This window comes from Pseudomonas sp. A0308, assembly GCF_044218815.1.
GTDB lineage: Bacteria > Pseudomonadota > Gammaproteobacteria > Pseudomonadales > Pseudomonadaceae > Aquipseudomonas > Aquipseudomonas iridis.
Map to the genome: position 1 here is coordinate 2,628,214 of NZ_CP162581.1, position 24,396 is coordinate 2,652,609.

Sequence of the window (24,396 nt, forward strand, 5' to 3'; positions counted from 1 at the left end):
TTGCAGCTCAGTTCCGAGGAACGAGGAAATGAAGATCTCCCGCCAAGCCTACGCCGACATGTTCGGCCCCACCGTCGGCGACAAGGTGCGCCTGGCCGACACCGAACTGTGGATCGAAGTCGAACAGGACTTCACCACCTACGGCGAAGAAGTGAAATTCGGTGGCGGCAAAGTCATCCGCGACGGTCAGGGCCAAAGCCAACTGCTGGCCGCCGAAGTCGTCGACACGCTGATCACCAACGCGCTGATCATCGATCACTGGGGCATCGTCAAGGCTGACGTCGGCCTCAAGGATGGGCGCATCGCCGCAATCGGCAAGGCCGGTAACCCGGACGTGCAGCCCAACGTGACCATCGCCATCGGCGCCAGCACCGAAGTCATTGCCGGTGAAGGCATGATCCTCACCGCGGGCGGCATCGACACGCACATCCACTTCATCTGCCCGCAGCAGATCGAAGAAGCGCTGATGAGTGGCGTCACCACCATGATCGGCGGCGGCACTGGCCCGGCCACCGGCACCAACGCCACGACCTGCACTTCCGGACCGTGGCATCTGGCGCGCATGCTTCAGGCCGCCGACGCGTTCCCGATGAACATCGGCCTCACCGGCAAGGGCAACGCCAGCCTGCCGGAGCCGTTGATCGAGCAGGTCAAGGCCGGCGCCATCGGCCTCAAGCTGCACGAAGACTGGGGCACCACCCCGGCGAGCATCGATAACTGCCTGAACGTCGCCGATCAGTACGACGTGCAGGTGGCGATCCACACCGACACGCTCAACGAATCCGGTTTTGTCGAAACCACCCTCGGCGCGTTCAAGGGCCGCACCATCCACACCTATCACACCGAAGGTGCCGGTGGCGGCCATGCACCGGACATCATCAAGGCCTGCGGTTTCGCCAACGTGCTGCCCAGCTCGACCAATCCGACCCGACCGTTCACCCGCAATACCATCGACGAACACCTCGACATGCTGATGGTCTGCCACCACCTCGACCCAAGCATTGCCGAAGACGTGGCGTTCGCCGAGAGCCGCATTCGCCGCGAAACCATTGCCGCCGAAGACATTCTCCACGACCTCGGCGCGTTCTCGATGATCAGCTCCGACAGCCAGGCCATGGGGCGCGTCGGCGAAGTCATCACGCGCACCTGGCAGACTGCCGACAAGATGAAAAAGCAGCGCGGCCCGCTGCCACAGGACGGCGCCGGCAACGACAACTTCCGCGCCAAACGCTACATCGCCAAATACACGATCAACCCGGCGATCACCCATGGCATCAGCCATGAAGTGGGCTCCATCGAAGTGGGGAAATGGGCGGATCTGGTGCTTTGGCGTCCGGCGTTTTTCGGCGTGAAACCGACGTTGATTCTCAAGGGCGGCGCCATTGCGGCAAGCCTGATGGGTGACGCCAACGCCTCGATTCCTACGCCGCAACCCGTGCACTACCGGCCGATGTTCGCCAGTTATGGTGGCTCGCTGCACGCCACCAGCATGACGTTTATCAGTCAGGCGGCGCAGGAAGCCGGGTTGCCGGAACAACTGGGATTGAAAAAGAAAATCGCGGTGGTCAAAGGTTGCCGCGATGTGCAGAAAACCGATCTGATCCACAACGATTACTTGCCGAACATCGATGTCGATCCGCAGACCTATCAGGTCAAGGCCGACGGTGTGTTGCTGTGGTGTGAACCAGCAGAAACGCTGCCGATGGCGCAGCGTTACTTTCTGTTCTGATTGCGACCTGTCTTCGGGAGGTGGAAAGCTCGACACCTCCCCAAGCACATGGCGCGCCTCAGTCGCTCGTTAGGGGAAGAGCAGCTTCATCGCTTCATCAGAGTAGTTGTAGTCCCAGCGCAATTCCGTTCCGGCCGCAATATCCTGCGTCGCAAAGAATGCATTCAACGAGTATTTGTTGCGGTTCGGTTTGTCCCCCATCAACAGGTCAGCCTCGACAGTGAAGCCGACCACCTGAAGGTTATAGCCATCGCGCGCCTGCGCGATGGGCTTGCCAGCGGCATCGTAAATAAAACAGGTGTTGATTCTGGAGATGATGTTGTCCCCGGCAACATGCATTCCGGGGATGGCTACGCTGGCCTTAAGCGTATTGTCGGAGACAGACATGGCGAATGTCAGCTCGTTGGGCTGCAGGAACCGTCCAGGGCGTAATGTGCCGCCGTAAACACCGATCAACTCGCCATTGGCGATGCGTCTGTTGGCAACCACCATGGATTGTCCGATCAGCGCAGCCTCGCCGGGGACCTTTACATCCGCTTCGGTGAACCGCCGCCACTGCAACTTTTCTTCGTACAACCTGGCGACCTGCTCATATCCCTGAAACTTGATATAGGGCTTGATCTGCTCGGACGTGTAGCGCTCGCCTGATTCCAGAACGACTTCGCGCTCAAGCTTGCGAATGCGCACAGGCCTGCCAAAACGGTCTCTGAACGGGTACTTGCCGTTGTTGACACGGTCGTAGGAACCCAGCGTGTTGGTGTCGGCGGAGTAGTGCTCTTCGCGCCTCATGCCCACCAGCTCTCGCTCAGTGAAGTGTGCGATCGGCATCGATTCGGAAGCCAGCTCGAACTCGTCATCAGATCGACCCGTATCAGGCTCCCTGGGCGACTTGTTCGTTGCCGCCTCAGCCTGGCCGGACGCTCGTTTCAGCGTGGAAGGGACCCAGAACTTGCTGACAGGGTCGAACACAAGCTCCGGACCTGAGGGAATCCGCTCACTCGGTTTCTTGGCGCGGTATCGCCCGGTTTGCGGGTCGACACCGATTTGCAGAACGCCGTCAGGCAAGTCGACGTACAGGCGATCCTTGAACATCCGGAACCCTTGGGCATCCGCCTCGGGCAGGCCGAACTGCGCAATAACCGGTCGGTGACGCTCACCCAATGCAGCGGCGGAGTCGGTCGATGGCGTAAATATCTCTGTGACCCGGATCGAAGCAGTCGCCGTCGGCAGGTCGGGGTCGACTGAGCCTGTTACGGGCTCTCTGGAGGATGAGGAACGCAAGGTGTGCGATGAGCCGACGTCGACACGTAGCGGCGGTTCTGATCGCGAATGTGCATCGGTGGTCTGGGCGGGGCGAGGGTGTACATCGGCCGAGCCGCTCGCTCGGCGGGAGGGTCTTTTGAGCATTGCTGTTCATCCTTGAAAGGTTATCTGGCGTCGTGGCCCGTTGAGGCGGTACCGGCAAAGCCGAAATGCACTTACTCAACGGTGTCACTGGCGCGCATATCCATATGCGCGGCGCCGACTTAATCACACCCGGATGAAAAAATGAAACCGAATAATCGATACTGAAAGTGGCTCGCTGACGGGAAATTACGCCCGCCCATACCGAGGCGCGATTCGATTATTCGACGACCAGTCGCCCCAACCGCTGCTTGAGCATAAGGTTCTCGGCGCGCAGTTCACGAACCTCTTCGAGCAGGTCAAGCGCCAGTGCGACGCCTTCCCACTCCAGATCGAGATCGCGCCGCAGCTTGGCGGCGCGTTTGGCCAAAGCCAGTTCGTAATCGGTGAAGCGCCATTCCCGGGGCTGCGCGCCCTGAGGTTCGAGGATGCCGTGTTCGACGATTTCGATCACGTAGACGTCCGACAAATCGGCCGCCTCACAGAATTCTGCCATGTCCAGTTGAACGATCAGGGGGCTGCTCATGATGGGCTATTCCGTCGTCGGGTTCAGAAGTTCTCTCGCGGATTGAAAGCGGCTTTCTTCGCCAGTTCCTGCCACAGCGCCTTGACCTCGTCATCGGCGGTCTTTGGCATGACGGCTTTGAGCTGCACGAACAGATAACCACGCTCACCGGCCTTGTTTTTCAGACCATGGCCCTTGGCGCGCATGCGCTGGCCGTTCTGGCTGCCGGCCGGCACCTTGAGGTTGATCTTGCCGGTCAGGGTCGGCACGGCCACTTCGGCACCCAGCGCCAACTCCCACGGTGCCAACGGCAGCGTGATGATCAGGTTCTCGCCTTCGACATCAAATTTTGGGTGCGGCGCCAGACGGATGGTCAGGTACAGATCGCCACTCGCTCCACCCCCCACACCCGGTGCACCCTGGCCCTTGAGGCGGATGCGCTCACCGTCGGTCACGCCCGCGGGGATCTTCACGTTCAGGCTTTTGCTGGTGTTGCTGACGTGCTGGCCCGCCGCGTTGTATTGCGGCACCTGGAAGGTGACCTTTTTCGATTCGTTCGAAAGGGTTTCTTCGAGGAAGATCGGCAGTTCCATTTCCACGTCTTGCCCTCGGCGCCCTGCACTGCGTTGTTGCCGACCGTCACCGCCACCGAAACCGGGGCCGCGATTGCCGAAGATCGAACTGAAGAAGTCCGAGAAGTCACCGGTGTCCTGACCGCCGCCGCCAAAACCGCCACGGCTCTGCCAGCCCGGTGGCCCCTGGAACGGCTGACCGTGCTGACCGTAGCGGCGCAGCTCGTCGTATTCGGCGCGTTTGTCGGCGCTTTTCAGCGCTTCATAGGCTTCCGACGCGTCCTTGAATTTGGACTCGGCGTCTTTTTCCTTGCTGACATCGGGGTGGTACTTGCGCGCCAGCTTGCGATAGGCAGCCTTGATAGCCTTGTCGTCTGCTGTCGGCTCCACGCCGAGTATCTTGTAATAGTCTTTGAAGTCCATTGAAGGAATCACCATCCGTTATCGATTTCGCGCCCATGCAGCATGCGCCGATTCGCGCGTGCCGGGTTGACCGATCTCAAGTTTGTGACCGGGTGGCGCTGCAGAAGTTTATCGGCAGTGGACGGCGGTTCTTGCGACCGCCGGTGTATCTGCCGGCCCATGCCAGCAAGTTTGGGGCAAAGCTGCGAGTTTCAAGCGAGATTAGTCATCAAATAGCAGATGACCGGCCTACGAATCTGCCGCGCACTGACATACACTGCGCGGCCGTTTTTTTGACCGGAACCGAAAGACATGAAAGACGCCTCTCCAGCCCGTGCCTGCGGCATCGACTTCGGCACGTCCAACTCCACCGTCGGCTGGCTGCGCCCCGGCATGGAAACGATGATCGCGCTGGAAGACGACAAGATCACCCTGCCGTCGGTGGTCTTCTTCAACTTCGAGGAGCGCCGCCCGGTGTACGGTCGCCTGGCGCTGCACGAATACCTGGAAGGCTACGAAGGCCGCCTGATGCGCTCGCTGAAAAGCCTGCTCGGCTCCAAGCTGATCAAGCACGACACCAGCGTCCTCGGCACGGCAATGCCGTTCAAGGACCTGCTCGGTCTGTTCATCGGCCAATTGAAGAGCCGCGCAGAAACCGCCGCCGGTCGGGAATTCGAGCAAGTGGTGCTCGGCCGCCCGGTGTTTTTCGTCGATGACGATCCGCTGGCCGACCAGGAAGCCGAAGACACGTTGGTGGACGTGGCGAAAAAGATTGGTTTCAAAGAAGTCTCGTTCCAGTACGAACCGATTGCTGCGGCCTTCGACTACGAGTCGACCATCGAAAAGGAAGAGCTGGTCCTGATCGTCGACATCGGCGGTGGTACATCCGACTTCTCGCTGGTCCGCCTGTCGCCCGAGCGTCGCGGTATGGATAACCGCCACGACGACATCCTCGCCACCGGCGGCGTGCACATCGGCGGTACCGACTTCGACAAACAACTGAGCCTGCAGGGCCTGATGCCGCTGTTCGGCTACGGCAGCCGCATGAAGAGCGGCGCCTACATGCCGACCAGCCACCACATGAACCTGGCAACCTGGCACACGATCAACTCGGTGTACTCGCAAAAATCGAGCTTGGCGCTGGGCAGCATGCGCTACGACATCGAAGACACGGGCGGCATTGATCGTCTGTTCAAGTTGATCGAACAACGCGCCGGGCACTGGCTGGCGATGGAAGTCGAGGAAACCAAGATCGAGCTGACCCACGCCGACAGCCGCCATGTGCCGCTGGACCGCATCGAAGCCGGGTTGAGCGTGGAACTGACGCGAGCGTTGTTTGAATCAGCGATTGATGCGCTGCTGGAGCGGGTACGCGGCAGCGTCACGAACTTGCTGAACGACGCCAATGTGCGCGTCGATCAAGTCGATACGGTGTTCTTCACCGGTGGTTCCAGCGGCATCCCGGCGCTGCGCAACAGTGTTTCGGCGATGTTGCCGAATGCGCGACATGTCGAGGGGAACATCTTCGGCAGCATTGGCAGCGGCTTGGCGATTGAAGCCCGTAAACGGTATGGCGTTTAACGCCAGCTGCAAGTTGCGAGCTTCAAGCTGCAAGCAGGATCAAAAGCGCATCTGCTTTTGCCCTTACTTGCAGCTTGCAGCTGAAAACTCGAAGCTGCCGTTTTAAACCATTCCGCCGAGCTTCAATTCACTCTTCAGATACGCATAATAAATCGGCCCCGCCACCACGCCCGGCAGGCCGAATGCGGCCTCGAACACCAGCATTGCCAGCAGCAACTCCCACGACTTGGCACTGATCTGCCCGCCGACAATGCGCGCGTTGAGGAAGTATTCGAGCTTGTGGATAAAAATCAGATAACCCAGTGCGGCCATCGCCACCCAGATCGACAGCGACAGGCCGACGATGGTGATCAGCGTGTTCGATATCAGGTTGCCGATCACCGGCAACAGGCCGAGCAGGAAGGTCAGGACGATCAGGGTTTTGGTCAGCGGCAGATGAATGCCGAACAGCGGCAGGACCACCGCGAGGAAAATCCCGGTGAAAAACGTGTTCAGCAGAGAAATCTTGATCTGCGCGAAAACAATGTTGCGAAAGGCCTGAACCAGCAGGTGCAGACGGTCGAACAGCGCGGCGGCCAACGGTTTGCGCTTGGTCACGTCCGGTATGCGCTGCAAGGCGATGATCGCGCCGAGCACCATGCCGATCAGCAAGGTCACGAACATGTGCGCCGCGTCTTTGCCCACCAGTTGCAGATCGGACAGGTGTTTGCTCATCCATTCGCCGATGGCCACGCGAAATTCAGCGGCGCTGGCCGGCAAATAGGCGTCGATGAACGGCGGTAATTGACCGCGCGCACGGTCGACCACGCCCATGAATTTGTCCAGAGAGGCGCCGGGATTCTCCGCCTCGTGCAGGAGGAAACTGATAGCCCCGGCGAAGAGCAAAGCCAGCGCACTGACCACCAGCGTACCGAGCAGTGCCACCGCCAGCCAACGGGCACGCCGGCCTTCGATCAGCCGTTGCAGTTGTGGGGTGAGCATGTTGACCAGCTCGAACACCAGCAACCCGGCCAGCAGGCTGGGCAACAAACGCAGCGGCAGGACGAGCAGCAACCCGCCGAAAATGATGATGCAACTGACCCAGAACACAACATGACGCTCAGAAAACGTTGGCATACAGCCTCAAAACGAACGGCGTTAAAGGATGGGCAGTCTGCCAGCGATCGAGGGGGAGCACTAGGGATATGCTGGGGCAAGCCTGATCGGGGCCATGAGTCAAAAGCTCAGGGGGCTATCTGGCCTCATCGCTGGCAAGCCAGCCCACAGTGATTGCGTCGTACACAAATTATCTGAGCCCACCAAAACCCTGTGGGAGCGGGCTTGCCCGCGATGAGGCCGGCACGCTCACCACAAGGTCAGAGGATCACTTTTTCTTCAGGCACTCACTCATGAATGCCTTGCGCGCATCGCCGCTCAGGGCTTTGGTTTTCGCATCGGCGTTGCACGTGGTCATCTTCTGCTGCTGCGGGGTCAGGGCCTTGGCGTCATTGGCCGCTGGCGCTGCCTTGAGGCAAGTGCTCATGAAGGTTTTGCGCTCATCGCCTTTCAGACTCTTGGCGGTCGCATCGGCATTGCAGGTGGTCATTTTGTTCTGTTGCGCCGTGGCGGCGAAACCCTGGGAACACAGGAGCAAACCAATCATCAACAAAGGGACACGCAACATCTTCATGGAGTTTTCTCCTTGTCGCCGCTTCGATGGAGGCGGCCTTCGCTGGAGTGTAGCCAAATCCTGTTACATCTTCCTGCCTTCCAGGTGACTGCGGCGGTACTGCTCCGGCGTGCAGCCGGCCTGCCGCGCGAACATGGCGATAAACGCCGAGCCGCTGCTGTAGCCGAGATCAAAAGCGATTTCCTGCACGCTGCGCGGCGTTTCCAGCGCTTCAATGGCCGCGAGATAGCGCAGGCGCTGGCGCCACTCACCGAAACTCATCCCCAGTTCTCGAACAAACTGCCGCGCCAACGTGCGCTCGCTGACATGCACCTGCAACGCCCAGTGCGCCAGCGGCTGGTTGTTGCCTGGCTCCGCTTGCAGGGTCTCAAGAATCGCCAGCAGTCCGGGGCTGCTTGCATACGGCAGATAACACTCATGCACCGGCGCCTGTTGCAGTTGATCGACCAGCACCTGAGCCAGACGCTGATCAGCCTCCCGTTCGGGAATCTTCACGTCACGGGCGGCGAAGTCCTTGAGGATCGCCTTGAGGATATCGCTGATCGCCAGCGTACAGGCCCGCGCCGGCAGCTCGGCGCAAACCTTGGGATCGAGACATACCGCCCGGTAATTGACCGGTTGATGACTGTAGAAACTGTGCTCGACCTGCGGTGGCACCCACACTGCGTATTGCGGCGGCGACATGAAACGACTGCCGTCGACGTCCATGTGCAACACCCCGTGAGCGGCGTATTCCAAAGTGCCCCACGGATGGCGGTGCGGCGCGGCAAACTCATGGGCGTTGAAATCGGCGTAACGGAAGTACACCGCTGACGGCAGTTCGCTGAAATCGAGCAGATCGATGTGTTTACTGTTCATGCTGTCCGCTTTCAGTGGCAGTTTGTCTGGTTCGAAGTATAGGGCTGCATCCAGACAGGGGATAATCACGTTTCATCAACGTACTGGTTTCAACGCATGCAATACGCTTTTCCCCTGCTGGCGATCTTTATCTGGGCCGGCAACACCGTGATCAACAAACTCGCGGTCGGCGCGATCTTCCCGGCCGAGATCGGTTTCTACCGCTGGCTGCTCGCCGGTTTGCTGTTCACCCCGTTCATGCTCAAACAAGTGATCGCGCATTGGCCGCAGATCCGCCCCAACCTGGGCAAGATTTTCGTCCTCGGCGTGCTCGGCATGGCGGTGTATCAAAGCCTCGCTTACTTCGCCGCGACTCTGACCACGGCAACCAACATGGGCATCATCCTGTCGCTGATGCCATTGATGTCGCTGGCCATGGCAATCATCAGCCTCGGCCAGCGCCTGACTGCCGGTGCGTTGGTGGGGGCGGTGCTGTCGTTTGCCGGTGTGCTGGTAGTGGTGTCGTCGGGCAGCCTCGGCGCGTTGCTGCAACACGGCGTGAACCTGGGCGATGCGATGATGCTGATCGCCACGCTGGCCTATGCGATTTACAGCACGTTGCTGAAGAAATGGCAGCTGCGTCTGCCACCGCTGGTGTTGCTGTATCTGCAGGTGCTGGTGGCGATTGTGGTGTTGTTTCCGCTGTTTGCCGCCTCACCGAAAACCGGGCTGACGCTGCAGAATATTCCGCTGGTGTTGTATGCGTGCCTGCTGGCCTCGATGCTCGCGCCGTTGGCGTGGATGCAAGCGGTGATGCGCCTGGGGCCGAGCCGGACGACGTTGTTCTTCAACTTGCTGCCGTTGATTACCGCGCTGATTGCCGCGCTGGTGTTGAAGGAGCAACTGGCGATGTATCACCTGGTGGGTGGTTTGCTGACGTTGGGCGGGGTGATTCTTTCCGAGCGCTGGACGACGGTGTTGGGCCGACAGACCAGTATCGCCTGATCGGGCCTCATCGCTGGCAAGCCAGCTCCCACAGTTTTTGTGTCGAACGCAACTTTTGTGAACGACCTCATCACTTGTGGGAGCTGGCTTGCCAGCGATGAACGATAACTCGGTGCGTCTGTTAGACCCCGGCAGCTTTCAGACGCGCCGCATGCTCGACAAACAGCCGCACCGGATCCGCGCCCTTGCCCACCAGCCCCAGCGACTGGTTGACGATGTCGAAGTGATCCAACGGATAGTCGTCGCCAATCACCGTGCCCAGGTGCGAGCTGTAACGCCCGACCATCCCGTCGCACTGCCCCGGCTCACGGACAAAGGTTTTCGCAAACAACCGACAGCTGCGATTGGTCCCGTCGAACAAATTGCCGCCACGATCCGTCTTGCCCGGCTGCAACGTCCCTGACCACGAGTAATACCGTACGCCGTTGACCTCTTCCGGCCCGTGGCCGCCCCAGGTTTCAGGCAGGCCCTGTGGATAACGCTGATTGAACAGCGCCACGCCTTCAGTGGTCAGCGATTGATGCGAGGCATGGATATCCACCGGCAGTCTCGGCCCGTGATAACCGGTATCCAGCAACGCCATCAGCCAGCCGACAACACGCAGCAACACCTTGAGGATACGACCCTTGGCGCTGTCTGCGGGGTAGTGTTTGTGTAGATAGTCGGCCAGTTCCGAACCATGATTGGGCCCGGCCACCGAAGTGACCGAGGCCACCAGATCCGGGCGTTTCGCTGCGGCGTAACGCGCCGTCAACGAGCCCTGACTGTGGCCAAACAGATTGACCTTCTGCGCCCCGGTTTCGCGCAAAATCTCGTCGATGCGCGCGAGCAACTGCTCGCCACGCACCTCGGTCGAATTGAGCGGCGACACCTGCACCGCAATCACGGTTGCACCACCGCGGCGCAACGCCTTGATGATCCCGAACCAATATGGATAAATCACCAGCCGGATAAACCCGAGCATTCCCGGCACCAGCACCAATGGATAACGCGTCGACATAGGCAAACATCCTTGTAGTCGGTGAGTGGATGCAAGGCGTGCAAAACACCCGCCAAGCATCCGCTGTAATGATGACAACGCAGCGTCCAGCCTAATTCAGCCCTGCAACCCCCGCCACAATCAGGCCATCTGGAACTCCCTCGCGAGTTCGAGCAAGCGCTGCTCCGCCTCGGCCACCGATACTGCGAAAGTGCGTTCGGCAGACTCCTCGCCTTCGGCCGCGACCACCGTGACGTCGTTGATACCGATGAAGCCCAGCGCCGTGCGCAGCCATGGGTCGGCGTGATTCAGTGCCTCCAGCTCTGCGCCCGGACCGAACCCGAAGCCGCCGCGACTGGTGACGATCAACGCCCTCTTGCCCTGCAACAGTGGCGTGTACTGGGCCACACCGTTGTCGAGCGTGTGATCGAAGGTCAGCCCCAATCGCACAATCTGATCGACCCACGCCTTGAGGCCGCTGGGCACGCTGAAGTTGTACATCGGCGTGGAAATCAGCAGCAGATCGTGATCGAACAACTCGCCGACCAATTGATCGCTGAGCGCCAGATCAGCCTTCATCGACAGCGAACGAGCTTCGGGCTCGGGATGGAACGCCGCCGCGACAAAGGCCTCGTTGACCGCCGGAATCAACGTCCGGCCGACTTCACGACGAGTCACTTGGGCCTGTGGATAACGCGCCTGCCAAGCGCTGAGAAAACCTTCCGCCAGACGCCGTGAGTGCGAACGGTCGCCACGCGGGCTGGCGTGGATTACAAGAATTTTGCTCATCTGTACTTCCTCCGGACTAGAATCCAACTGCTTGTGGCATGAAGCTTGAGGCTCGTAGCCGCCCGTCTTCAAATGAGCAAAAATCATTCAGGATGAATCCATTTCATCCATGGAGTTTCAATGTTCGCCTCCTTGCCGTTGACCGCCCTGCGCGCCTTCGAATCCGCTGCACGCTTGCTGAGCTTCAAGGCTGCCGCCGAAGAATTGTCGGTAACGCCCACGGCGATCTCCCATCAGATTCGGGTGCTGGAGGATTGGCTCGGCGTTGCCCTGTTCGAACGTCTACCGCGCAAGGTGCGCCTCACAGAGGGCGGCGAGCGGCTGTTTCGCAGCCTGCATGGCGCGCTGCTGGAAGTGGCGCAAAGCGTCGACACCCTGCGCCCGCAACGCAGCGGCAGCAGCCTGACGCTGTCGACCACTGCCGCGTTTGCCGCGCTGTGGCTGGTGCCGCGCCTCGGGCGGTTTTATGCCAGGCACCCGAACATCAATGTGCGCCTGGACACGCACTGCGAAGTCATCGATCTGCATCAGGACGCCAGCGTCGATCTGGTGCTGCGTTACAGCCTCGACGACTACTCGAAACTGTATGGCCTGTGTCTGTTCGATGAATCGTTCGGGGTCTATGGATCGCCCGAACAAGTCGCGTTGGCCGGGCGACGCGCGCCGACGCTGATCAGCGTGCGCTGGCACAACTCGAAGCTGTATGCCCATGGCTGGGAAGCGTGGTGCGCGAAGTCCGGTGCGAACTGGCTGAATCAGCATCCGGCGATTCGCGAATACGATGAAGAGCATTACGCGTTGCAAGCGGCGATCGCCGGGCAAGGCTTGGTGCTGGCGAGCAATATTCTGGTCTCGGAAAGCATCGCCAGTGGTTTGCTGGTGCCATTTCAAGGCGATGTCCAAGTCGACGGTGCCGGCTACAGCGCGCTGTGTGTGCCGGGGCGCGAGCGGCACCCGCCGGTGCGGGCGTTTTTTGCGTGGTTGCAGGAAGAGGCACTTTTGTCAGGGCTGGCACCAAGGTCACAGCCTTTGGCAACGCACACAGGGCAAGCCGTGCAAATCTCATAAAACTTTTTGCATCGCGTATGACTCACAACCTGGGTAGGCGATCGCGCCTGTAGAGCGTGGCGCCAATCGGATTAGCCTCCAGGAGACTGAAATGAGCGACGACCTGCATCTGTCTGATGTCCAAACCCTGCGCGAACGTGCGCGCCAACACGTCGAGAACGGCGCCGTAACCGAAAGCTACAGCGCCAACCGTGAAGAGGTGCTGCGTTTGCTCAACGAATCGCTGGCCACTGAACTGGTCTGCGTCTTGCGCTACAAACGTCACTACTTCATGGCCAGCGGTCTGAAGGCCAGCACCGCTGCCGATGAGTTTCTCGAACACGCCAAGCAGGAAAGCGAACACGCTGACCGACTGGCCGAGCGTATTGTGCAATTGGGCGGCGAACCGGAGTTCAATCCGGACATGCTGTCGAAAATGTCCCACGCACAATATGTAGCCGGCAACAGTTTGAAGGAGATGGTCTACGAAGACCTGGTGGCCGAGCGGATCGCGATCGATAGCTATCGCGAAATCATTCAGTACATCGGCGAAAAAGACCCGACCACCCGCCGCATCTTCGAAGACATCCTCGCGCAGGAAGAAGAGCATGCGGATGACATGGCCGACATTCTGAAAGATCTGTAAACCTTTCTGAATCACCATCGCAACAGCAAAAGATCGCAGCCTTCGGCAGCTCCTACAGGGGACGCATTTCCCTGTAGGAGCTGCCGGAGGCTGCGATCTTTTGATCTGTCTTTACTTGGTTGGTTTTACGGTCACCGGTGCCTTACCGGCCTTCATCTGCTCCAGCAACGGCGCACACTGATTCGGCTCGCCACCGCTCGGGGCCACCAATGCCAGCAACCCCGCCGCCGGCGCCGCAATCACTCCCAACGCCACCATCCCCGCGCCGCGCAACAACAGCGGGACTGGTTTAACGCCAGCGTCGGGTTTGATGAACTTGCCGCGCACATACAGCGGCGAACGCAACGAGATCAAACGCCAGCCCTTGGATTCCGGCGTCACCGTCAGGTCCAGTTGCTCGGTCGCCATGTTCGCCGTGCCGTCGATATAGATGATCGCGTTCTCGGTATCGAAGACAAACAGCCGCGTGGACGCCAAACCAGTCTTGATATCGAAGTCCGCCGCCGCGCAGTTGATCTTCACTTCTTTGTCGCCAAAGATTTTGCCGACTACGTAGTTGCCGACGTTGAGACCTGCAAGCTCCATCAGTTCGCGACTGATCGCGCCGTCGTTGATCAGCATCTTCAAGCTGCCGTTAGCGCCGCCCAGCAGCTTCGCTACCGAGTTACCGCGCCCACTGATATTGGCGTCGCCATTGAGCTCGCCGAAGCTGGTTTTCATCGGCTCGAAGGTCGGGAACAGTTCCTTGAGTTTGAACCCGCGCGCCGTCAACTTCGCCCGGCCTTCCAGCGGCTCGGTGCGCCCGTTCAGACGAATTTGCGCATCGAGTTTGCCACCAGCCACGCCGAAGCGCAGCGGCTCCAGACTAAGTTCGCCGTCGTTGAGTATCAGATGGGTATAAAGGTCGGTGAACGGCAGTTTTTCGCTGTGGACGATACGCTTGCCAGTGAACTCGACATCGGCATCCATCGCGCGCCAGCGATCCGTCTTGAATTCGTCCACCGGCAGGACTTTGTCTGCCGGTTGCTTGCTCTGTGCACTGCCAGTTTTTGGCTTGTCGTTGGAGTCGGCACCGATCAACGGCCCGAGGTCAGCGAACAGCAGTTGGTTGGACACCAGCGCGCCGCTGAGCTTGGGCCGAGGCTGACTGGCAACGTAAGTCAGGTCGCCGTGGATGTCGCTGCTGCCGATCTTGCCGTTGAATTTTTCATAGGTGAATTTCGCGCCGGCATCATCGTGCAACTTGGCGATGAGATGACCATCAGTGGCGTACGGCGGCGTGTCCGGCAGGGTCACCCCGGTCAGCGGATAGAGGTTACCGAGGCTGTCACCGGCCAGTTTCAGACGCAGGTCGAGGGCGCCGAGATTGAGCGGATCGGTCAGGGTGCCGGCCAGTTCAATGCGGGTATCGCCGATTTTCGCCTGGGCCTGCAGCGGGAACGGTTTGCTCGAGTCCTGCAAGGCCAGCAGCCCGCCGATTTTGCCCTGACCACTGAGATTCTGGCCGTGATACTGACCTTTCACCTTTAATGCAAAAGCGTAATCCTGCGGCGCGCCGACCTTGTCCTGCGTGGTTTTCGCCGCTTTGTCGCCGACGATATCGCTGTAAGGAATCGGCTTGCCCAAAGGATCGATCAGCACATCAAGGCTGGTCTTCAAGGTCTGATCGTCAAGGGTGACGTGGCCCTTGTCGAACTTGATGGCGCCGATATCCACGACCCAGTTCGACGGCTCGGCATTCGGATCCTTGGGATCGAACTTGAACGTCCAGTTGGCGCGGCCGTCGGCCAGGCGTTGCAACTCGGCGTTGGGTTCGGTCAGGTCGATGCGCGGGATCACCACTCGTTGCGCCAGCAAGGCCAACGGCGAAATACGCAACTCGACGCGCTTGAGCGTGACCATCTGCGGCTGCTTCGACCAGTCCGGGTTGCCCAGGCTCAAATCCTCGGCGACCACATGCGGCCAAGGCACCCAGGCGCGCCAGCCGCCTTCATCCGGCTCGCGCTGCCAGATCACCGCGAGGTTGCCGTTGATGGCAAACGGTCGGTGCAATTCTTCCGAGACTTTGGCATTGAGCGGCGGTTTGATCCGGTTCCAGTCGAAGAACACGATGATCAGCACCAGTACAGCCAATAGCAGTACGAGGGTGGCGAAGGTCCAGCTGAAGATTTTTCCAGTGCGCGTCATGCACAAAACTCCTGATCACGACCGCACGCCCAAGCCACGGCGTACGGCTGAAACGGCGGGCCAAAGCGGCCCCTATGAAATCTGTGACTGGCAAAAGGCCCGCAGGTTTAATCGAAAGACCGATTAAGACGCAAAAAGCCGCGCCAAATCCGACCGATCGGTCAGGCAGCGTTACCGCCACCCGCACTTTTGCGAGGCACGAGTGGGTCGAAAATACCCACTGCGGTGCAAAAGCGCCCCTCTGGAAGGCCCGTTCTAGAGCCTCCCGCCAGAACAATCAATTCTGTTGATTATTACCATTGCTTTTATGAACTTTTATATCGACTTATCGAGAGTAGCATTGCCCTCGTACCCACTTTATCGCCCCCCCAAGGAGCAACCCATCATGAAACGCCAATTACTACTGAGTCTTACCCTTTCGATGCTAGCCAGCACTGCTTTCGCTCTGCCCGCTGCCGAACAAGCCACTCCGCAAGTCAAAGACAGCCACTCGGTGTTCAGCCAAACCCTGGCCGAAGACGGCTATGACAAAACTCCACAAGGTCAGACCCTGGCTGAAGATGGCTACGACAAAACTCCACAAGGTCAACTTGCCGAGAACGGTCGCAATCGTCTGGAAGAAAAAGGTCTGGTCGAAGACGGCTACGACAACACCCCACAAGGCCAGGCTGTCGCCGAAAACGGTCGCAATCGCCTGGAAGAAAAAGGTCTGGTCGAAGACGGCTATGACAAAACCCCACAAGGCCAAGCGCTTGCTGAAGGTGGTGGTGACCGTGTAATCGAACGCAACAGCGCTGTGAGCTGAGCCCATGGCGGCCCTGAAAAAAAGCCCAATCCCCGGATTGGGCTTTTGCCTTTTTAGCCGCAGCCCTCAATAAGTCGCCATTTCCCCGCTACCTGCCCCGCTGCCGTTCGACGCCGATAAAGCCGATTTGCTAGAGTGCGGCGCTTGTCCTGCCAAAGAACACACCTGCGATGCTGCCCCGCGCCGAACAGAAGCAACAGACCCGCAACGCCCTGATGGACGCTGCCCGCCACTTGATGGAAAGCGGCCGAGGATTCGGCAGCCTGAGCCTGCGCGAAGTGACGAAAACCGCCGGCATCGTGCCCACCGGTTTCTATCGGCATTTTGCCGATATGGACGAACTCGGTCTGGTGCTGGTCAGCGAAGTGGGCCAGACCTTCCGCGAAACCATCCGCTTGGTGCGCCATAACGAATTCGTCATGGGCGGCATCATCGATGCGTCGGTGCGGATCTTCCTCGATGTGGTCAGCGCCAACCGTTCGCAGTTCCTGTTTCTGGCGCGCGAGCAGTACGGTGGTTCGCTGCCGGTGCGCCAGGCGATTGGCCGTCTGCGCGAGAACATCAGCTCCGACCTCGCGGCCGACCTGACGATGATGCCCAAGCTTCAGCATCTGGACGCTGACGGCCTGAGCGTGATGGCCGATCTGATCGTCAAATCGGTGTTCGCCACCCTGCCGGACATCATTGACCCGCCAGCCGACGCCTTGCCCGAGCATTTGACGCCGCAGGCGAAGATCACCCAGCAGTTGCGCTTCATCTTCATCGGGCTCAAGCACTGGCAAGGCCTGGGCAGTACCGAATAGCCCCCTTTCTTTGTGATGTAGCCGAATTCCCCTGTGGGAGCGAGCCTGCTCGCGAAAACGGTTTGTCATTCACCCTTTCCGGTGACTGAAAGATTGCCTTCGCGAGCAGGCTCGCTCCCACAATGGCTCAGCGTCACGGCCTCTATTTAGTGCATGTAAAAAACTCCATGCACCAAAACGCTTCAAATCCCCGCAACATCCTGCAACACCCTCTACGATCCTACAGGGATTTCCTACATATCGTCCGATTGGCAAGCCCCTTGCTCTAGCCTGAGTATTGTCCACTGCTGGAAGCTTTCCGATGTTGGTGATTCATCGCAGAATCGACCCTCAACCCGTCTGGGCCGCCGAGTTGCACCTGACCTTCGAAGCCCGAAGCAAGAGCCGTTTGCGCTGTTTCAGTGCCGAGAACGAAGACGTCGGGTTGTTTTTGGAGCGCGGTCAGCCGCCGCTGTATGACGGCGAATGCCTACAAGCCGAGGACGGTCGCATCGTCCGTGTCTGCGCCCGCGCCGAACAACTGCTGCACGTCACCTGCGCCAATGCCCTCGAACTGACCCGCGCCGCGTATCACCTGGGCAATCGCCACGTCGCCCTGCAAGTCGGCGATGGCTGGCTGCGCTTGCTCGACGACTACGTGCTCAAAGCCATGCTGGAACAACTCGGTGCGCAGGTCGAAGCGCTTGAGGCCCCGTTCCAACCGGAACACGGTGCCTACGGCGGCGGCCATCACCATTCGCGGCACGGCGACGAAGATTTCAACTACGCGCCAAAACTGCACCAGTTCGGCGTTCGTTTATGAACCCAGCCTGGGCGCTGCTGCGCCTGGCCAGTCCGCAATTGCCGATTGGCGGCTACAGCTATTCGCAAGGCCTGGAAATGGCTGTGGATAACGGCCGCGTGAACAACCCGGACAGCGCCCGCCGCTGGATCAGCGATCAGTTGCTGCTCAATCTCGCCCGTTTCGAAGCGCCGCTGCTGCTTGCCCATTGCCAGGCAGCCGCCGAGGAAAACTGGGGCGAACTGCAGCAAATCTGCGAAACCCACCGCGCCAGTCGCGAGACTCGCGAGTTGCACCTGGAAAGTCGGCAGATGGGTTACTCGCTGCAGCAGTTGCTCAACGGCTTGCCAGAACTCGACGCGCCGGCGCGCAGCTTTCTCGAGCAATGCGCCGAACCGCATCTGGCGCTCGGCTGGGCACTGGCTGCTCGCGCCTGGGGGATCAGCCCCCAAGACGCCCTCGCCGCCTGGCTGTGGAGCTGGCTGGAAAACCAGCTCGCCGTGCTGATGAAAACCTTGCCGCTGGGCCAGCAAGCCGCCCAGCGCCTGACCAGCGAATTGCTGCCGCTGCTGCAACAGGCGCAGCAAGACGCGACCCACATCAAACCCGAACACATGGGCAGCGCCGCGTTCGGCCTGTCCCTGACGTGCATGGCCCATGAGCGCCAGTACAGCCGTCTGTTCCGTTCCTAGGGCCCGTCATTTTGGGCCTTTTATTTTGGAGAAGCCGTATGAACACACAACCTTTGCGTATCGGTATCGGCGGCCCGGTCGGTTCCGGTAAAACCGCGCTGACCCTGGCCCTGTGCCTCGCCTTGCGCGAGCGCTACAACCTCGCCGTGGTCACCAACGACATCTACACCCGCGAAGACGCCGACTTTCTGGTGCGCAACGAAGCGCTGGCGCCGGAGCGGATCATCGGTGTGGAAACCGGCGGCTGCCCGCACACGGCGATCCGCGAAGACGCCTCGATCAACCTCGAAGCGGTCGATCAGTTGAACCGGCGTTTTCCGGGGCTGGACCTGATTCTGGTGGAGTCCGGCGGCGACAACCTGTCGGCGACGTTCAGCCCGGAACTGTCCGACCTGACCATCTACGTGATCGACGTCTCGGCGGGCGACAAGTTGCCGCGCAAAGGCGGGCCGGGCATCTGCAAATCTGACCTGCTGGTGATCAACAAGATCGACCTGGCGCCGCTGGTCGGTGCCTCGCTGGAAATGATGGATAGCGACACCCGACGCATGCGCAACGGCAAGCCGTTCGTGTTCAGCAACCAGAAGACCGGTCAGGGTCTGGACGCAATCATCGCCTTTATCGAACGCCAGGGCTTGCTGACCGCAGCCTGATTCATTTATCAACAAGGAAGCTTATCCATGACACTCAAACGTATTTTCGGCGCCGTTGCGCTACTGCTGACCCCGGCACTGGCCTTCGCACATCCGGGTCACGGCGACAGCGGCTTGATCGCGGGCATCAGCCACCCGATTGGCGGCCTCGACCACTTGTTGGCGATGGTCGCCGTCGGCTTGTGGGCCGCGCAGCAAAAAGGCGCGGCGCGCTGGGCGCTGCCTTGCACTTTTGTCGGCACCATGCTGATCGGCGGCATGCTCGGTTTTGAAGGGCTGGAACTGCCGGCGCTGGAAAGCGGGATCGCCGCATCGGTGCTGGCGCTGGGCCTGGCCGTGGCGCTGGCGGTGCGTCCGCCGTTGGTAATGGCGGTAGCGGCGACGGCGCTGTTTGCGTTGTTCCATGGTGTCGCGCATGGCCTTGAGTTGCCGGAGATGAGCAGCCCTTGGGCGTACGCGGCAGGTTTTGTAGCTGCGACTGCGGCCCTGCATGCGGCCGGTTATGGCGTGGTCCGCGTGTTGCCGCAGGCTGCGGCGCCACTGGTGCGCTTGGCAGGTGCGGCTTCGGCGGCGACCGGGGTCTGGTTGCTGGCTGGCTGATCTCTGTCGCCTGTACCGGCCTCATCGCTGGCAAGCCAGCTCCCACAGCTCATTTGGTGTAGCCACAATCATGTGAACACCGAAGATCCCTGTGGGAGATTCTATGGTTGAGGGGAAGCCCTCAACCTGCTTTTGGCTGGTATTCGCTCTGTCCCTTTAACAGTGCGAACACCACTCGGGCGAGCTTTCGGGCCAGGATTACCAGCGCTTGTGTGGTACTGAACCCACGGGCTCTTTGCTCTTCATAGAACGCTTTCCACGCTGAAGTGCGACTGGCCGACATGGCGGCGTTATGCAGCAGCCGTCGGGCCTCCGGGTCACCTCGTTTGGTCAGGCTTCTGCGACCACCTTTTTGTCCTGACTGCGACACTCGCAAATCCATCCCCAAAAACGCAATAAATGCGTCCGCGTTTCTGAAGTCGCCCCGCTGAAACGTCGCGATCAAACGGGCCCCTGTCAAAAAACCAATACCTTCAACTTTCGTGCAACGCTTCAGATCGGCGAGCAGCCCAGCCTCTTTCAACTGGTCGCTGATCATCTTCTCGACCAGCGTTTCAAGCCTCTGCATTGAGGCCACTTGCTCGGCAAATGCGCTTTTGAGCAGCGGTTCATTTGCCCAGCTTTGCACCAGACCAACCCGTGCTTGGACTAGCGCCGCGCGACGGCGGAAAAGGCTCAAGAGTCGGCGATATAGAGGTGATGGCGGGGTCCAGGGATGAAGCTCTTCGTATTCGTTTTTCAGATAACGAGCCAGCAGTTTGGCGTCCAGCGCGTCGGTTTTGGCGCGAACTTTCACCCCTTTACGGTAATGACTCAGCTCGTATCCGCCGACCATGTAAATCGTGCACCCGGCTTCATGGGCCATATCGGCGAATGCCAAGTGATAGGTGTTGGTCGATTCAATGGCCAGATCAACCGGTGCAGGTAAGGCTTTCAGCCATTTTTTGATGGCTGCCTTGTCATTGGGAATAGATTCGAGCAAATCCAGCTCAGCCTGGTAGATGACCAGTTCATCCTTGGCGACATCCACGCCAACGATAGGCTTTACGACAGAAACCGGCATTGCCATAGAGCATCCCCCGAGATATGGTTTTGAACACTTGAAGGGCTCACCCAGGGGCGCAGGCTTGTTCCTATCGTCGGTCCTAGCCAGATGCATTCTTTATCGGCGCTTGGGTGAAAGGAGGAGGGGCGAAATCTCCCACGGATCTGTACTGCGTCAACAGTCAGAATCTGGCTTTGTCCCTTCTCCTCCCTTCAAGTACCAGCATACAAGCTGGCTTGCCAGCGATGACGACCGATCAGACTCCGAGCCTCTAAAGGCTGCCGCTCTGCTACCATGTCGCGCAATCGCCCCAGCCGTGACGACGTCCGCCAATGCCCCATGCTTCCCGCTCCAAATCCCTGCCTGAATTGACCGCCCTGTTCACCGAGGTGCAGCAGCACTTCGTCAACGTGATCGTGCCGCTCTGGCAAGGCCCGGGCTGGAATGCCGACATGGCACTGCCCTACGAAGCACTCGACGCCGCGCACCAGCCCTTGCCAGCGCAACGTTATCGGGCGATGGCCTGTGCACGGCAGCTGTATCTGTTTTCCAGCCTGATCGGCGTTGTGGATAACGCAGAAGAGCGTGCGGCCGCGCTGTTCCGTTCTCTGCAACGACACTTCCACGATGCCGAACACGGCGGCTGGTTCTACAGCATCGATGCGCAGGGCAAACCGCTGGATCAGCGCAAGGATCTCTACACCCACGCGTTCATCCTGTTTGCCTGCGCGCATTACTGGGAAAAATCCCGCGAGCCGCTGGTGGAATCGACGTTGAACGCCGCGCTGGAAGTCATCGGTCAGCGTTTCGCCACCGGCGATGGCCTTTACGAAGCCTGCCTTGATCGCAACTGGCTCACCCTCGAAACCGGCCCGTTGCAAAACCCCTTGATGCACCTGGCCGAAGCCTTCCTCGCCACTCTGCACGTGCGCCAGGACAGCGCTACGCAACAGGCGCTACTTGAGTTATGCACAGCCATGCACAAGCGTTTCATCGACCCGCAACATGGCGTGTTGATGGAAAAACCTTTGGGTGCTGTGGATAACTGGTACGAGCCAGGGCACCAGTTCGAATGGTATTTCCTGCTGCAATCGTCAGCGTTGCTGCGCGGTTCGAAATTGCATTCGGCGCTTGATAAGGCGTTTGCCTTCACCGAGCAATTCGGCGTGGAGCAGCCCAGCGGTGCGGTGCGGGCGATGCTTGATCTGGAAATGGACGGACGTCCAAAAGATTCGACTCAGCGGATCTGGGCGCAGGCCGAATACCTGCGCGCGCTGACCTTGCGCCCCGACAGCGAAGCCGTGGTGCTGCATCAATTGCAGGCATTGCAACAGCGCTTTCTGCATGCCGGTGGCTGGCATGAGTGCCGCGATGAGCAGGGCGAAGTCAGCCGCAAGGACATGCCCTCGACCACACCGTATCACCTGGCGACGTGCTACCGCGGCCTGGCTGAATATCTTCTTTGATTGATCTACCGTTATCGCGAGCAGGCTCATTCCTATAGTTGGAATAAATTCCTCTTTAAGAGTGAGCCTGCTCGCGATGGCCTTATACGGTGTCTAGGCGATCCACTTCTTGTCGCCCGTGAAGCTGATGGTCAACCATCGCGCCGCATCCGGTTTGCCCAGCTTCGCGGAAATCTCTTCACGCAGGGCATCCAGTTGCCCGACGTTCTCCAGTCGGTAATCCGCCGGCAACACCACATGAATCTCGATAAACCGCGCCCGTCCGTGCTTCTGCACGTAAGACACATAATCGTCGAAACCATGCTCGGCCTTCGCCGCGTCCATCACCTGGCGCACGTGGTCATTCAGCGTGTCCGGTGCAATGCCCAGCACATCGCGTAATGCCGGGCCGAGGATCTTGAAGGCCGGTGTCAGCATGGTCAGGGCCAGTACGATCAGGATCAGCGGATCGACGTAAACCGCCCATTCGCCATAGCCCTGGGACTTGAGCAGCAGCGCCGTGAGAAAACTGATCAACAGGCCCACAGAAAGCATCGCGTCCACCAGCCAACTGATGTTGTCGAACTGGATCAGGCTGGATTTGAGCTTGCGATTGCGCCGACGCACGTAGAAGAAGTACGCGAACTCGACCACGGTAAACACGGCGGCATAGATGATCACCAGCCCCAACTCAATGTCCCGGCCACCGTCGATGATGCCGAACACACCGTTGAGAAACGCGTAGATGGCAATCAACAGCAGGAAACTGCCTTCAATCAGCAGCACCATGGGTTCCAGATGCCAGAAGCCGAACTGGAAACGGTGATTGCTTTGCTTGGCGATCAGCTTGGCAGTGATCAGCATCAGTACTTTGATGAAGGTTGCGATGAGCGAGAAAAAACCATCGAACAGGATGGATTGCGAACCTGAAACAAAACCGGTGACGATACCGGCAATCGACACTGCAAACATCAGGATGGTCGATTGTTTGAGCAGCGACTGCTCACCTCGGTTACTCACGTAGCCTCCTCTAAAAACCTTGAAAACCGCGGGGTGCGGTGGGGTTGCTGGGAGAGGAGTCTACCTTATCGGGATTTATTGCCTGTTTTGGCCCATCGCTGGCAACCCAGTTCCCACAGGATCGTCGGTGTACACAAACCTTGTAGTCGACTTGTTACCTGTGAGAGCTGGCTTGCCAGCGATAGCCGTTGTGCGGTCTTAAGCCTTGTTCCGCTCGATGGCAAACCCGGCCCAGGTCTGGCTCACCGGCATCAATTCCAGGCTATTGATGTTGATATGCGCCGGCGCATTCATCACCCAGAAAATCGTCTCGGCGATGTCTTGCGGCTGGATCGGCTCGGCCCCGGCGTAGGTGGCGTTGTACCGTTCCTGATCACCGGCGAAACGCACCAGCGAGAATTCGCTTTCGCACAGCCCCGGCTCAATGTTGCTGACGCGCACGCCGGTGCCCTGCAAGTCGCAGCGCAGGTTCAGCGAAAACTGCTTAACAAACGCTTTGGTCGCGCCGTAGATATGGCTGCCAGGATACGGATAGTTGCCGGCGATGGAGCCGAGGTTGACGATGCCAGCGCCACGACCATGGGCGATCAGGCGCGGCAACAGCAAGCGAGTGGCGTACATCAGGCCTTTGACGTTGGTGTCGACCATGGTGTCCCAATCATCCAGATCGCATTTCGGCGCAGGGTCCACGCCCAACGCCAGGCCCGCGTTGTTGATAAGGCCACGCAGTTTGGCGAACGATGGCGGCAGGTTGGCAATCGCCTCCTCCATCGCCTTGCGATCGCGCACATCAAGCACCAGGCCATGCACTTCAGTCTGCTTGGACAACTCAGCGCACAGAGCGTTGAGGCGTTCTTCACGACGACCGGTTAGCACCAGTTTCCAGCCAGCCTCGGCAAAACGACGGGCGCAAGCTTCACCAAAACCGGACGTCGCGCCGGTGATAAACAGGGTGTTGGACATCGTGTTCTCCTTGCTTCGACCGCGAGGGCAGCCATTGGAATAGAAAATCAGCAGGCAGCATGCCCGGCCGCGCAAGCACGGGCAACACCCGCTCACTGTATAAAAAACAAACAATCGTTCCGACGCCATAGCCAGCGTGGCCTGTAGCCATGTGCACGCATGTTATCCACAGTCCCTTCCACAGTTTCCGGGGGCAAGTGGAAGCGCGCAAAGCCGCGCCACACAAGGCTTTGCGGG

The 24,396-nt window shown here is 59.6% G+C and carries 24 protein-coding genes; 12 read left to right on the forward strand and 12 right to left on the reverse strand.

Going from position 1 to position 24,396, the window contains the following annotated elements; all coding sequences use genetic code 11:
* The first annotated feature begins 28 nt into the window (after nt 1-28).
* Complete coding sequence (ureC, locus tag AB4P92_RS12195) at nt 29-1,729, forward strand: urease subunit alpha (RefSeq protein ID WP_042557439.1); 1,701 nt, start codon at nt 29-31, stop codon at nt 1,727-1,729.
* Between the two features lie 69 nt (nt 1,730-1,798).
* Here ureC and AB4P92_RS12200 read toward each other — a convergent pair whose 3' ends face one another.
* The 3 genes from AB4P92_RS12200 to AB4P92_RS12210 all read right to left on the reverse strand — a co-directional run bounded on the left by AB4P92_RS12200 (nt 1,799) and on the right by AB4P92_RS12210 (nt 4,633).
* Entirely contained in the window at nt 1,799-3,136 is a 1,338-nt protein-coding gene (locus AB4P92_RS12200) for a hypothetical protein (RefSeq protein ID WP_395599437.1), read from the reverse strand.
* 217 nt (nt 3,137-3,353) lie between these two features.
* Nucleotides 3,354-3,659, reverse strand: a complete 306-nt coding sequence (locus AB4P92_RS12205) for a chaperone modulator CbpM (protein WP_042557437.1) — start codon at nt 3,657-3,659, stop codon at nt 3,354-3,356.
* A gap of 23 nt (nt 3,660-3,682) precedes the next feature.
* On the reverse strand, nt 3,683-4,633 hold the full coding sequence (locus AB4P92_RS12210) for a DnaJ C-terminal domain-containing protein (RefSeq protein ID WP_042557436.1): 951 nt from the start codon (nt 4,631-4,633) through the stop codon (nt 3,683-3,685).
* Nucleotides 4,634-4,924: 291 nt separating this feature from the next.
* Here AB4P92_RS12210 and AB4P92_RS12215 point away from each other — a divergent pair, with 291 nt between their 5' ends.
* Nucleotides 4,925-6,193: an Hsp70 family protein gene (locus AB4P92_RS12215; protein WP_395599438.1), complete on the forward strand. Its 1,269-nt coding sequence runs from the start codon at nt 4,925-4,927 to the stop codon at nt 6,191-6,193.
* A 102-nt stretch (nt 6,194-6,295) separates the two neighbouring features.
* On the opposite strand, the gene AB4P92_RS12220 is transcribed toward AB4P92_RS12215, so the two are convergent.
* From AB4P92_RS12220 to AB4P92_RS12230, 3 genes are all read right to left on the reverse strand, one after another.
* The gene (locus tag AB4P92_RS12220; protein ID WP_042557434.1) at nt 6,296-7,309 is read right to left on the reverse strand and encodes an AI-2E family transporter; all 1,014 of its coding nucleotides are present in this window, start codon (nt 7,307-7,309) and stop codon (nt 6,296-6,298) included.
* Nucleotides 7,310-7,556: 247 nt separating this feature from the next.
* Nucleotides 7,557-7,862 carry a PsiF family protein gene (locus AB4P92_RS12225; protein ID WP_042557433.1) on the reverse strand — a complete coding sequence of 102 codons (306 nt, stop codon included), beginning with the start codon at nt 7,860-7,862 and terminating at the stop codon, nt 7,557-7,559.
* 63 nt (nt 7,863-7,925) lie between these two features.
* Complete coding sequence (locus AB4P92_RS12230) at nt 7,926-8,720, reverse strand: helix-turn-helix transcriptional regulator (RefSeq protein WP_042557432.1); 795 nt, start codon at nt 8,718-8,720, stop codon at nt 7,926-7,928.
* 96 nt (nt 8,721-8,816) lie between these two features.
* Here AB4P92_RS12230 and AB4P92_RS12235 point away from each other — a divergent pair, with 96 nt between their 5' ends.
* Complete coding sequence (locus tag AB4P92_RS12235) at nt 8,817-9,704, forward strand: DMT family transporter (protein ID WP_042557431.1); 888 nt, start codon at nt 8,817-8,819, stop codon at nt 9,702-9,704.
* A 121-nt stretch (nt 9,705-9,825) separates the two neighbouring features.
* Here AB4P92_RS12235 and AB4P92_RS12240 read toward each other — a convergent pair whose 3' ends face one another.
* Nucleotides 9,826-10,704: an alpha/beta fold hydrolase gene (locus AB4P92_RS12240; RefSeq protein WP_395599439.1), complete on the reverse strand. Its 879-nt coding sequence runs from the start codon at nt 10,702-10,704 to the stop codon at nt 9,826-9,828.
* A 120-nt stretch (nt 10,705-10,824) separates the two neighbouring features.
* Nucleotides 10,825-11,472: an FMN-dependent NADH-azoreductase gene (locus AB4P92_RS12245; protein WP_395599440.1), complete on the reverse strand. Its 648-nt coding sequence runs from the start codon at nt 11,470-11,472 to the stop codon at nt 10,825-10,827.
* Nucleotides 11,473-11,592: 120 nt separating this feature from the next.
* Here AB4P92_RS12245 and AB4P92_RS12250 point away from each other — a divergent pair, with 120 nt between their 5' ends.
* Both AB4P92_RS12250 and AB4P92_RS12255 read left to right on the forward strand, forming a co-directional pair.
* Nucleotides 11,593-12,540: a LysR substrate-binding domain-containing protein gene (locus AB4P92_RS12250; RefSeq protein WP_395599441.1), complete on the forward strand. Its 948-nt coding sequence runs from the start codon at nt 11,593-11,595 to the stop codon at nt 12,538-12,540.
* 91 nt (nt 12,541-12,631) lie between these two features.
* Nucleotides 12,632-13,165: a bacterioferritin gene (locus AB4P92_RS12255; RefSeq protein WP_042557427.1), complete on the forward strand. Its 534-nt coding sequence runs from the start codon at nt 12,632-12,634 to the stop codon at nt 13,163-13,165.
* Nucleotides 13,166-13,276: 111 nt separating this feature from the next.
* Here the strand turns inward: AB4P92_RS12255 and AB4P92_RS12260 are convergent, their stop codons facing one another.
* Nucleotides 13,277-15,352, reverse strand: coding sequence for an AsmA family protein (locus AB4P92_RS12260; protein WP_395599442.1), 2,076 nt, complete (start codon nt 15,350-15,352; stop codon nt 13,277-13,279).
* Nucleotides 15,353-15,737: 385 nt separating this feature from the next.
* On the opposite strand from AB4P92_RS12260, the gene AB4P92_RS12265 reads away from it, so the two are divergent.
* The 6 genes from AB4P92_RS12265 to AB4P92_RS12290 all read left to right on the forward strand — a co-directional run bounded on the left by AB4P92_RS12265 (nt 15,738) and on the right by AB4P92_RS12290 (nt 19,686).
* A complete protein-coding gene (locus tag AB4P92_RS12265; protein WP_042557425.1) occupies nt 15,738-16,157 on the forward strand; it encodes a hypothetical protein in 420 nt (139 codons plus the stop codon).
* A gap of 170 nt (nt 16,158-16,327) precedes the next feature.
* The gene (locus AB4P92_RS12270; RefSeq protein ID WP_042557424.1) at nt 16,328-16,960 is read left to right on the forward strand and encodes a TetR family transcriptional regulator; all 633 of its coding nucleotides are present in this window, start codon (nt 16,328-16,330) and stop codon (nt 16,958-16,960) included.
* Between the two features lie 301 nt (nt 16,961-17,261).
* Nucleotides 17,262-17,762, forward strand: coding sequence for an urease accessory protein UreE (gene ureE, locus AB4P92_RS12275; RefSeq protein WP_042557423.1), 501 nt, complete (start codon nt 17,262-17,264; stop codon nt 17,760-17,762).
* Complete coding sequence (locus AB4P92_RS12280; protein WP_115145918.1) at nt 17,759-18,433, forward strand: urease accessory protein UreF; 675 nt, start codon at nt 17,759-17,761, stop codon at nt 18,431-18,433. The genes ureE and AB4P92_RS12280 overlap by 4 nt, the downstream gene beginning before the upstream one ends.
* Before the next feature lie 38 nt (nt 18,434-18,471).
* Complete coding sequence (ureG, locus tag AB4P92_RS12285; RefSeq protein ID WP_042557421.1) at nt 18,472-19,086, forward strand: urease accessory protein UreG; 615 nt, start codon at nt 18,472-18,474, stop codon at nt 19,084-19,086.
* A 27-nt stretch (nt 19,087-19,113) separates the two neighbouring features.
* Nucleotides 19,114-19,686 carry a HupE/UreJ family protein gene (locus AB4P92_RS12290; protein ID WP_210624169.1) on the forward strand — a complete coding sequence of 191 codons (573 nt, stop codon included), beginning with the start codon at nt 19,114-19,116 and terminating at the stop codon, nt 19,684-19,686.
* A gap of 121 nt (nt 19,687-19,807) precedes the next feature.
* On the opposite strand, the gene AB4P92_RS12295 is transcribed toward AB4P92_RS12290, so the two are convergent.
* On the reverse strand, nt 19,808-20,755 hold the full coding sequence (locus tag AB4P92_RS12295) for an IS110 family transposase (protein WP_395599669.1): 948 nt from the start codon (nt 20,753-20,755) through the stop codon (nt 19,808-19,810).
* A gap of 308 nt (nt 20,756-21,063) precedes the next feature.
* Here AB4P92_RS12295 and AB4P92_RS12300 point away from each other — a divergent pair, with 308 nt between their 5' ends.
* Entirely contained in the window at nt 21,064-22,197 is a 1,134-nt protein-coding gene (locus AB4P92_RS12300) for an AGE family epimerase/isomerase (RefSeq protein ID WP_395599443.1), read from the forward strand.
* Nucleotides 22,198-22,290: 93 nt separating this feature from the next.
* On the opposite strand, the gene AB4P92_RS12305 is transcribed toward AB4P92_RS12300, so the two are convergent.
* Nucleotides 22,291-23,196, reverse strand: coding sequence for a cation diffusion facilitator family transporter (locus AB4P92_RS12305; RefSeq protein ID WP_115145920.1), 906 nt, complete (start codon nt 23,194-23,196; stop codon nt 22,291-22,293).
* A 198-nt stretch (nt 23,197-23,394) separates the two neighbouring features.
* Nucleotides 23,395-24,159: an SDR family oxidoreductase gene (locus AB4P92_RS12310; protein ID WP_008087168.1), complete on the reverse strand. Its 765-nt coding sequence runs from the start codon at nt 24,157-24,159 to the stop codon at nt 23,395-23,397.
* Nucleotides 24,160-24,396: the final 237 nt, after the last annotated feature.

Coding starts and splice junctions, on each gene's coding strand:
- ureC (WP_042557439.1), top strand. CDS start 29: ATGAAGATCTCCCGCCAAGCCTACGCCGACATGTTCGGCCCCACCGTC.
- AB4P92_RS12200 (WP_395599437.1), bottom strand. CDS start 3,136: ATGCTCAAAAGACCCTCCCGCCGAGCGAGCGGCTCGGCCGATGTACAC.
- AB4P92_RS12205 (WP_042557437.1), bottom strand. CDS start 3,659: ATGAGCAGCCCCCTGATCGTTCAACTGGACATGGCAGAATTCTGTGAG.
- AB4P92_RS12210 (WP_042557436.1), bottom strand. CDS start 4,633: ATGGACTTCAAAGACTATTACAAGATACTCGGCGTGGAGCCGACAGCA.
- AB4P92_RS12215 (WP_395599438.1), top strand. CDS start 4,925: ATGAAAGACGCCTCTCCAGCCCGTGCCTGCGGCATCGACTTCGGCACG.
- AB4P92_RS12220 (WP_042557434.1), bottom strand. CDS start 7,309: ATGCCAACGTTTTCTGAGCGTCATGTTGTGTTCTGGGTCAGTTGCATC.
- AB4P92_RS12225 (WP_042557433.1), bottom strand. CDS start 7,862: ATGAAGATGTTGCGTGTCCCTTTGTTGATGATTGGTTTGCTCCTGTGT.
- AB4P92_RS12230 (WP_042557432.1), bottom strand. CDS start 8,720: ATGAACAGTAAACACATCGATCTGCTCGATTTCAGCGAACTGCCGTCA.
- AB4P92_RS12235 (WP_042557431.1), top strand. CDS start 8,817: ATGCAATACGCTTTTCCCCTGCTGGCGATCTTTATCTGGGCCGGCAAC.
- AB4P92_RS12240 (WP_395599439.1), bottom strand. CDS start 10,704: ATGTCGACGCGTTATCCATTGGTGCTGGTGCCGGGAATGCTCGGGTTT.
- AB4P92_RS12245 (WP_395599440.1), bottom strand. CDS start 11,472: ATGAGCAAAATTCTTGTAATCCACGCCAGCCCGCGTGGCGACCGTTCG.
- AB4P92_RS12250 (WP_395599441.1), top strand. CDS start 11,593: ATGTTCGCCTCCTTGCCGTTGACCGCCCTGCGCGCCTTCGAATCCGCT.
- AB4P92_RS12255 (WP_042557427.1), top strand. CDS start 12,632: ATGAGCGACGACCTGCATCTGTCTGATGTCCAAACCCTGCGCGAACGT.
- AB4P92_RS12260 (WP_395599442.1), bottom strand. CDS start 15,352: ATGACGCGCACTGGAAAAATCTTCAGCTGGACCTTCGCCACCCTCGTA.
- AB4P92_RS12265 (WP_042557425.1), top strand. CDS start 15,738: ATGAAACGCCAATTACTACTGAGTCTTACCCTTTCGATGCTAGCCAGC.
- AB4P92_RS12270 (WP_042557424.1), top strand. CDS start 16,328: ATGCTGCCCCGCGCCGAACAGAAGCAACAGACCCGCAACGCCCTGATG.
- ureE (WP_042557423.1), top strand. CDS start 17,262: ATGTTGGTGATTCATCGCAGAATCGACCCTCAACCCGTCTGGGCCGCC.
- AB4P92_RS12280 (WP_115145918.1), top strand. CDS start 17,759: ATGAACCCAGCCTGGGCGCTGCTGCGCCTGGCCAGTCCGCAATTGCCG.
- ureG (WP_042557421.1), top strand. CDS start 18,472: ATGAACACACAACCTTTGCGTATCGGTATCGGCGGCCCGGTCGGTTCC.
- AB4P92_RS12290 (WP_210624169.1), top strand. CDS start 19,114: ATGACACTCAAACGTATTTTCGGCGCCGTTGCGCTACTGCTGACCCCG.
- AB4P92_RS12295 (WP_395599669.1), bottom strand. CDS start 20,755: ATGGCAATGCCGGTTTCTGTCGTAAAGCCTATCGTTGGCGTGGATGTC.
- AB4P92_RS12300 (WP_395599443.1), top strand. CDS start 21,064: ATGCCCCATGCTTCCCGCTCCAAATCCCTGCCTGAATTGACCGCCCTG.
- AB4P92_RS12310 (WP_008087168.1), bottom strand. CDS start 24,159: ATGTCCAACACCCTGTTTATCACCGGCGCGACGTCCGGTTTTGGTGAA.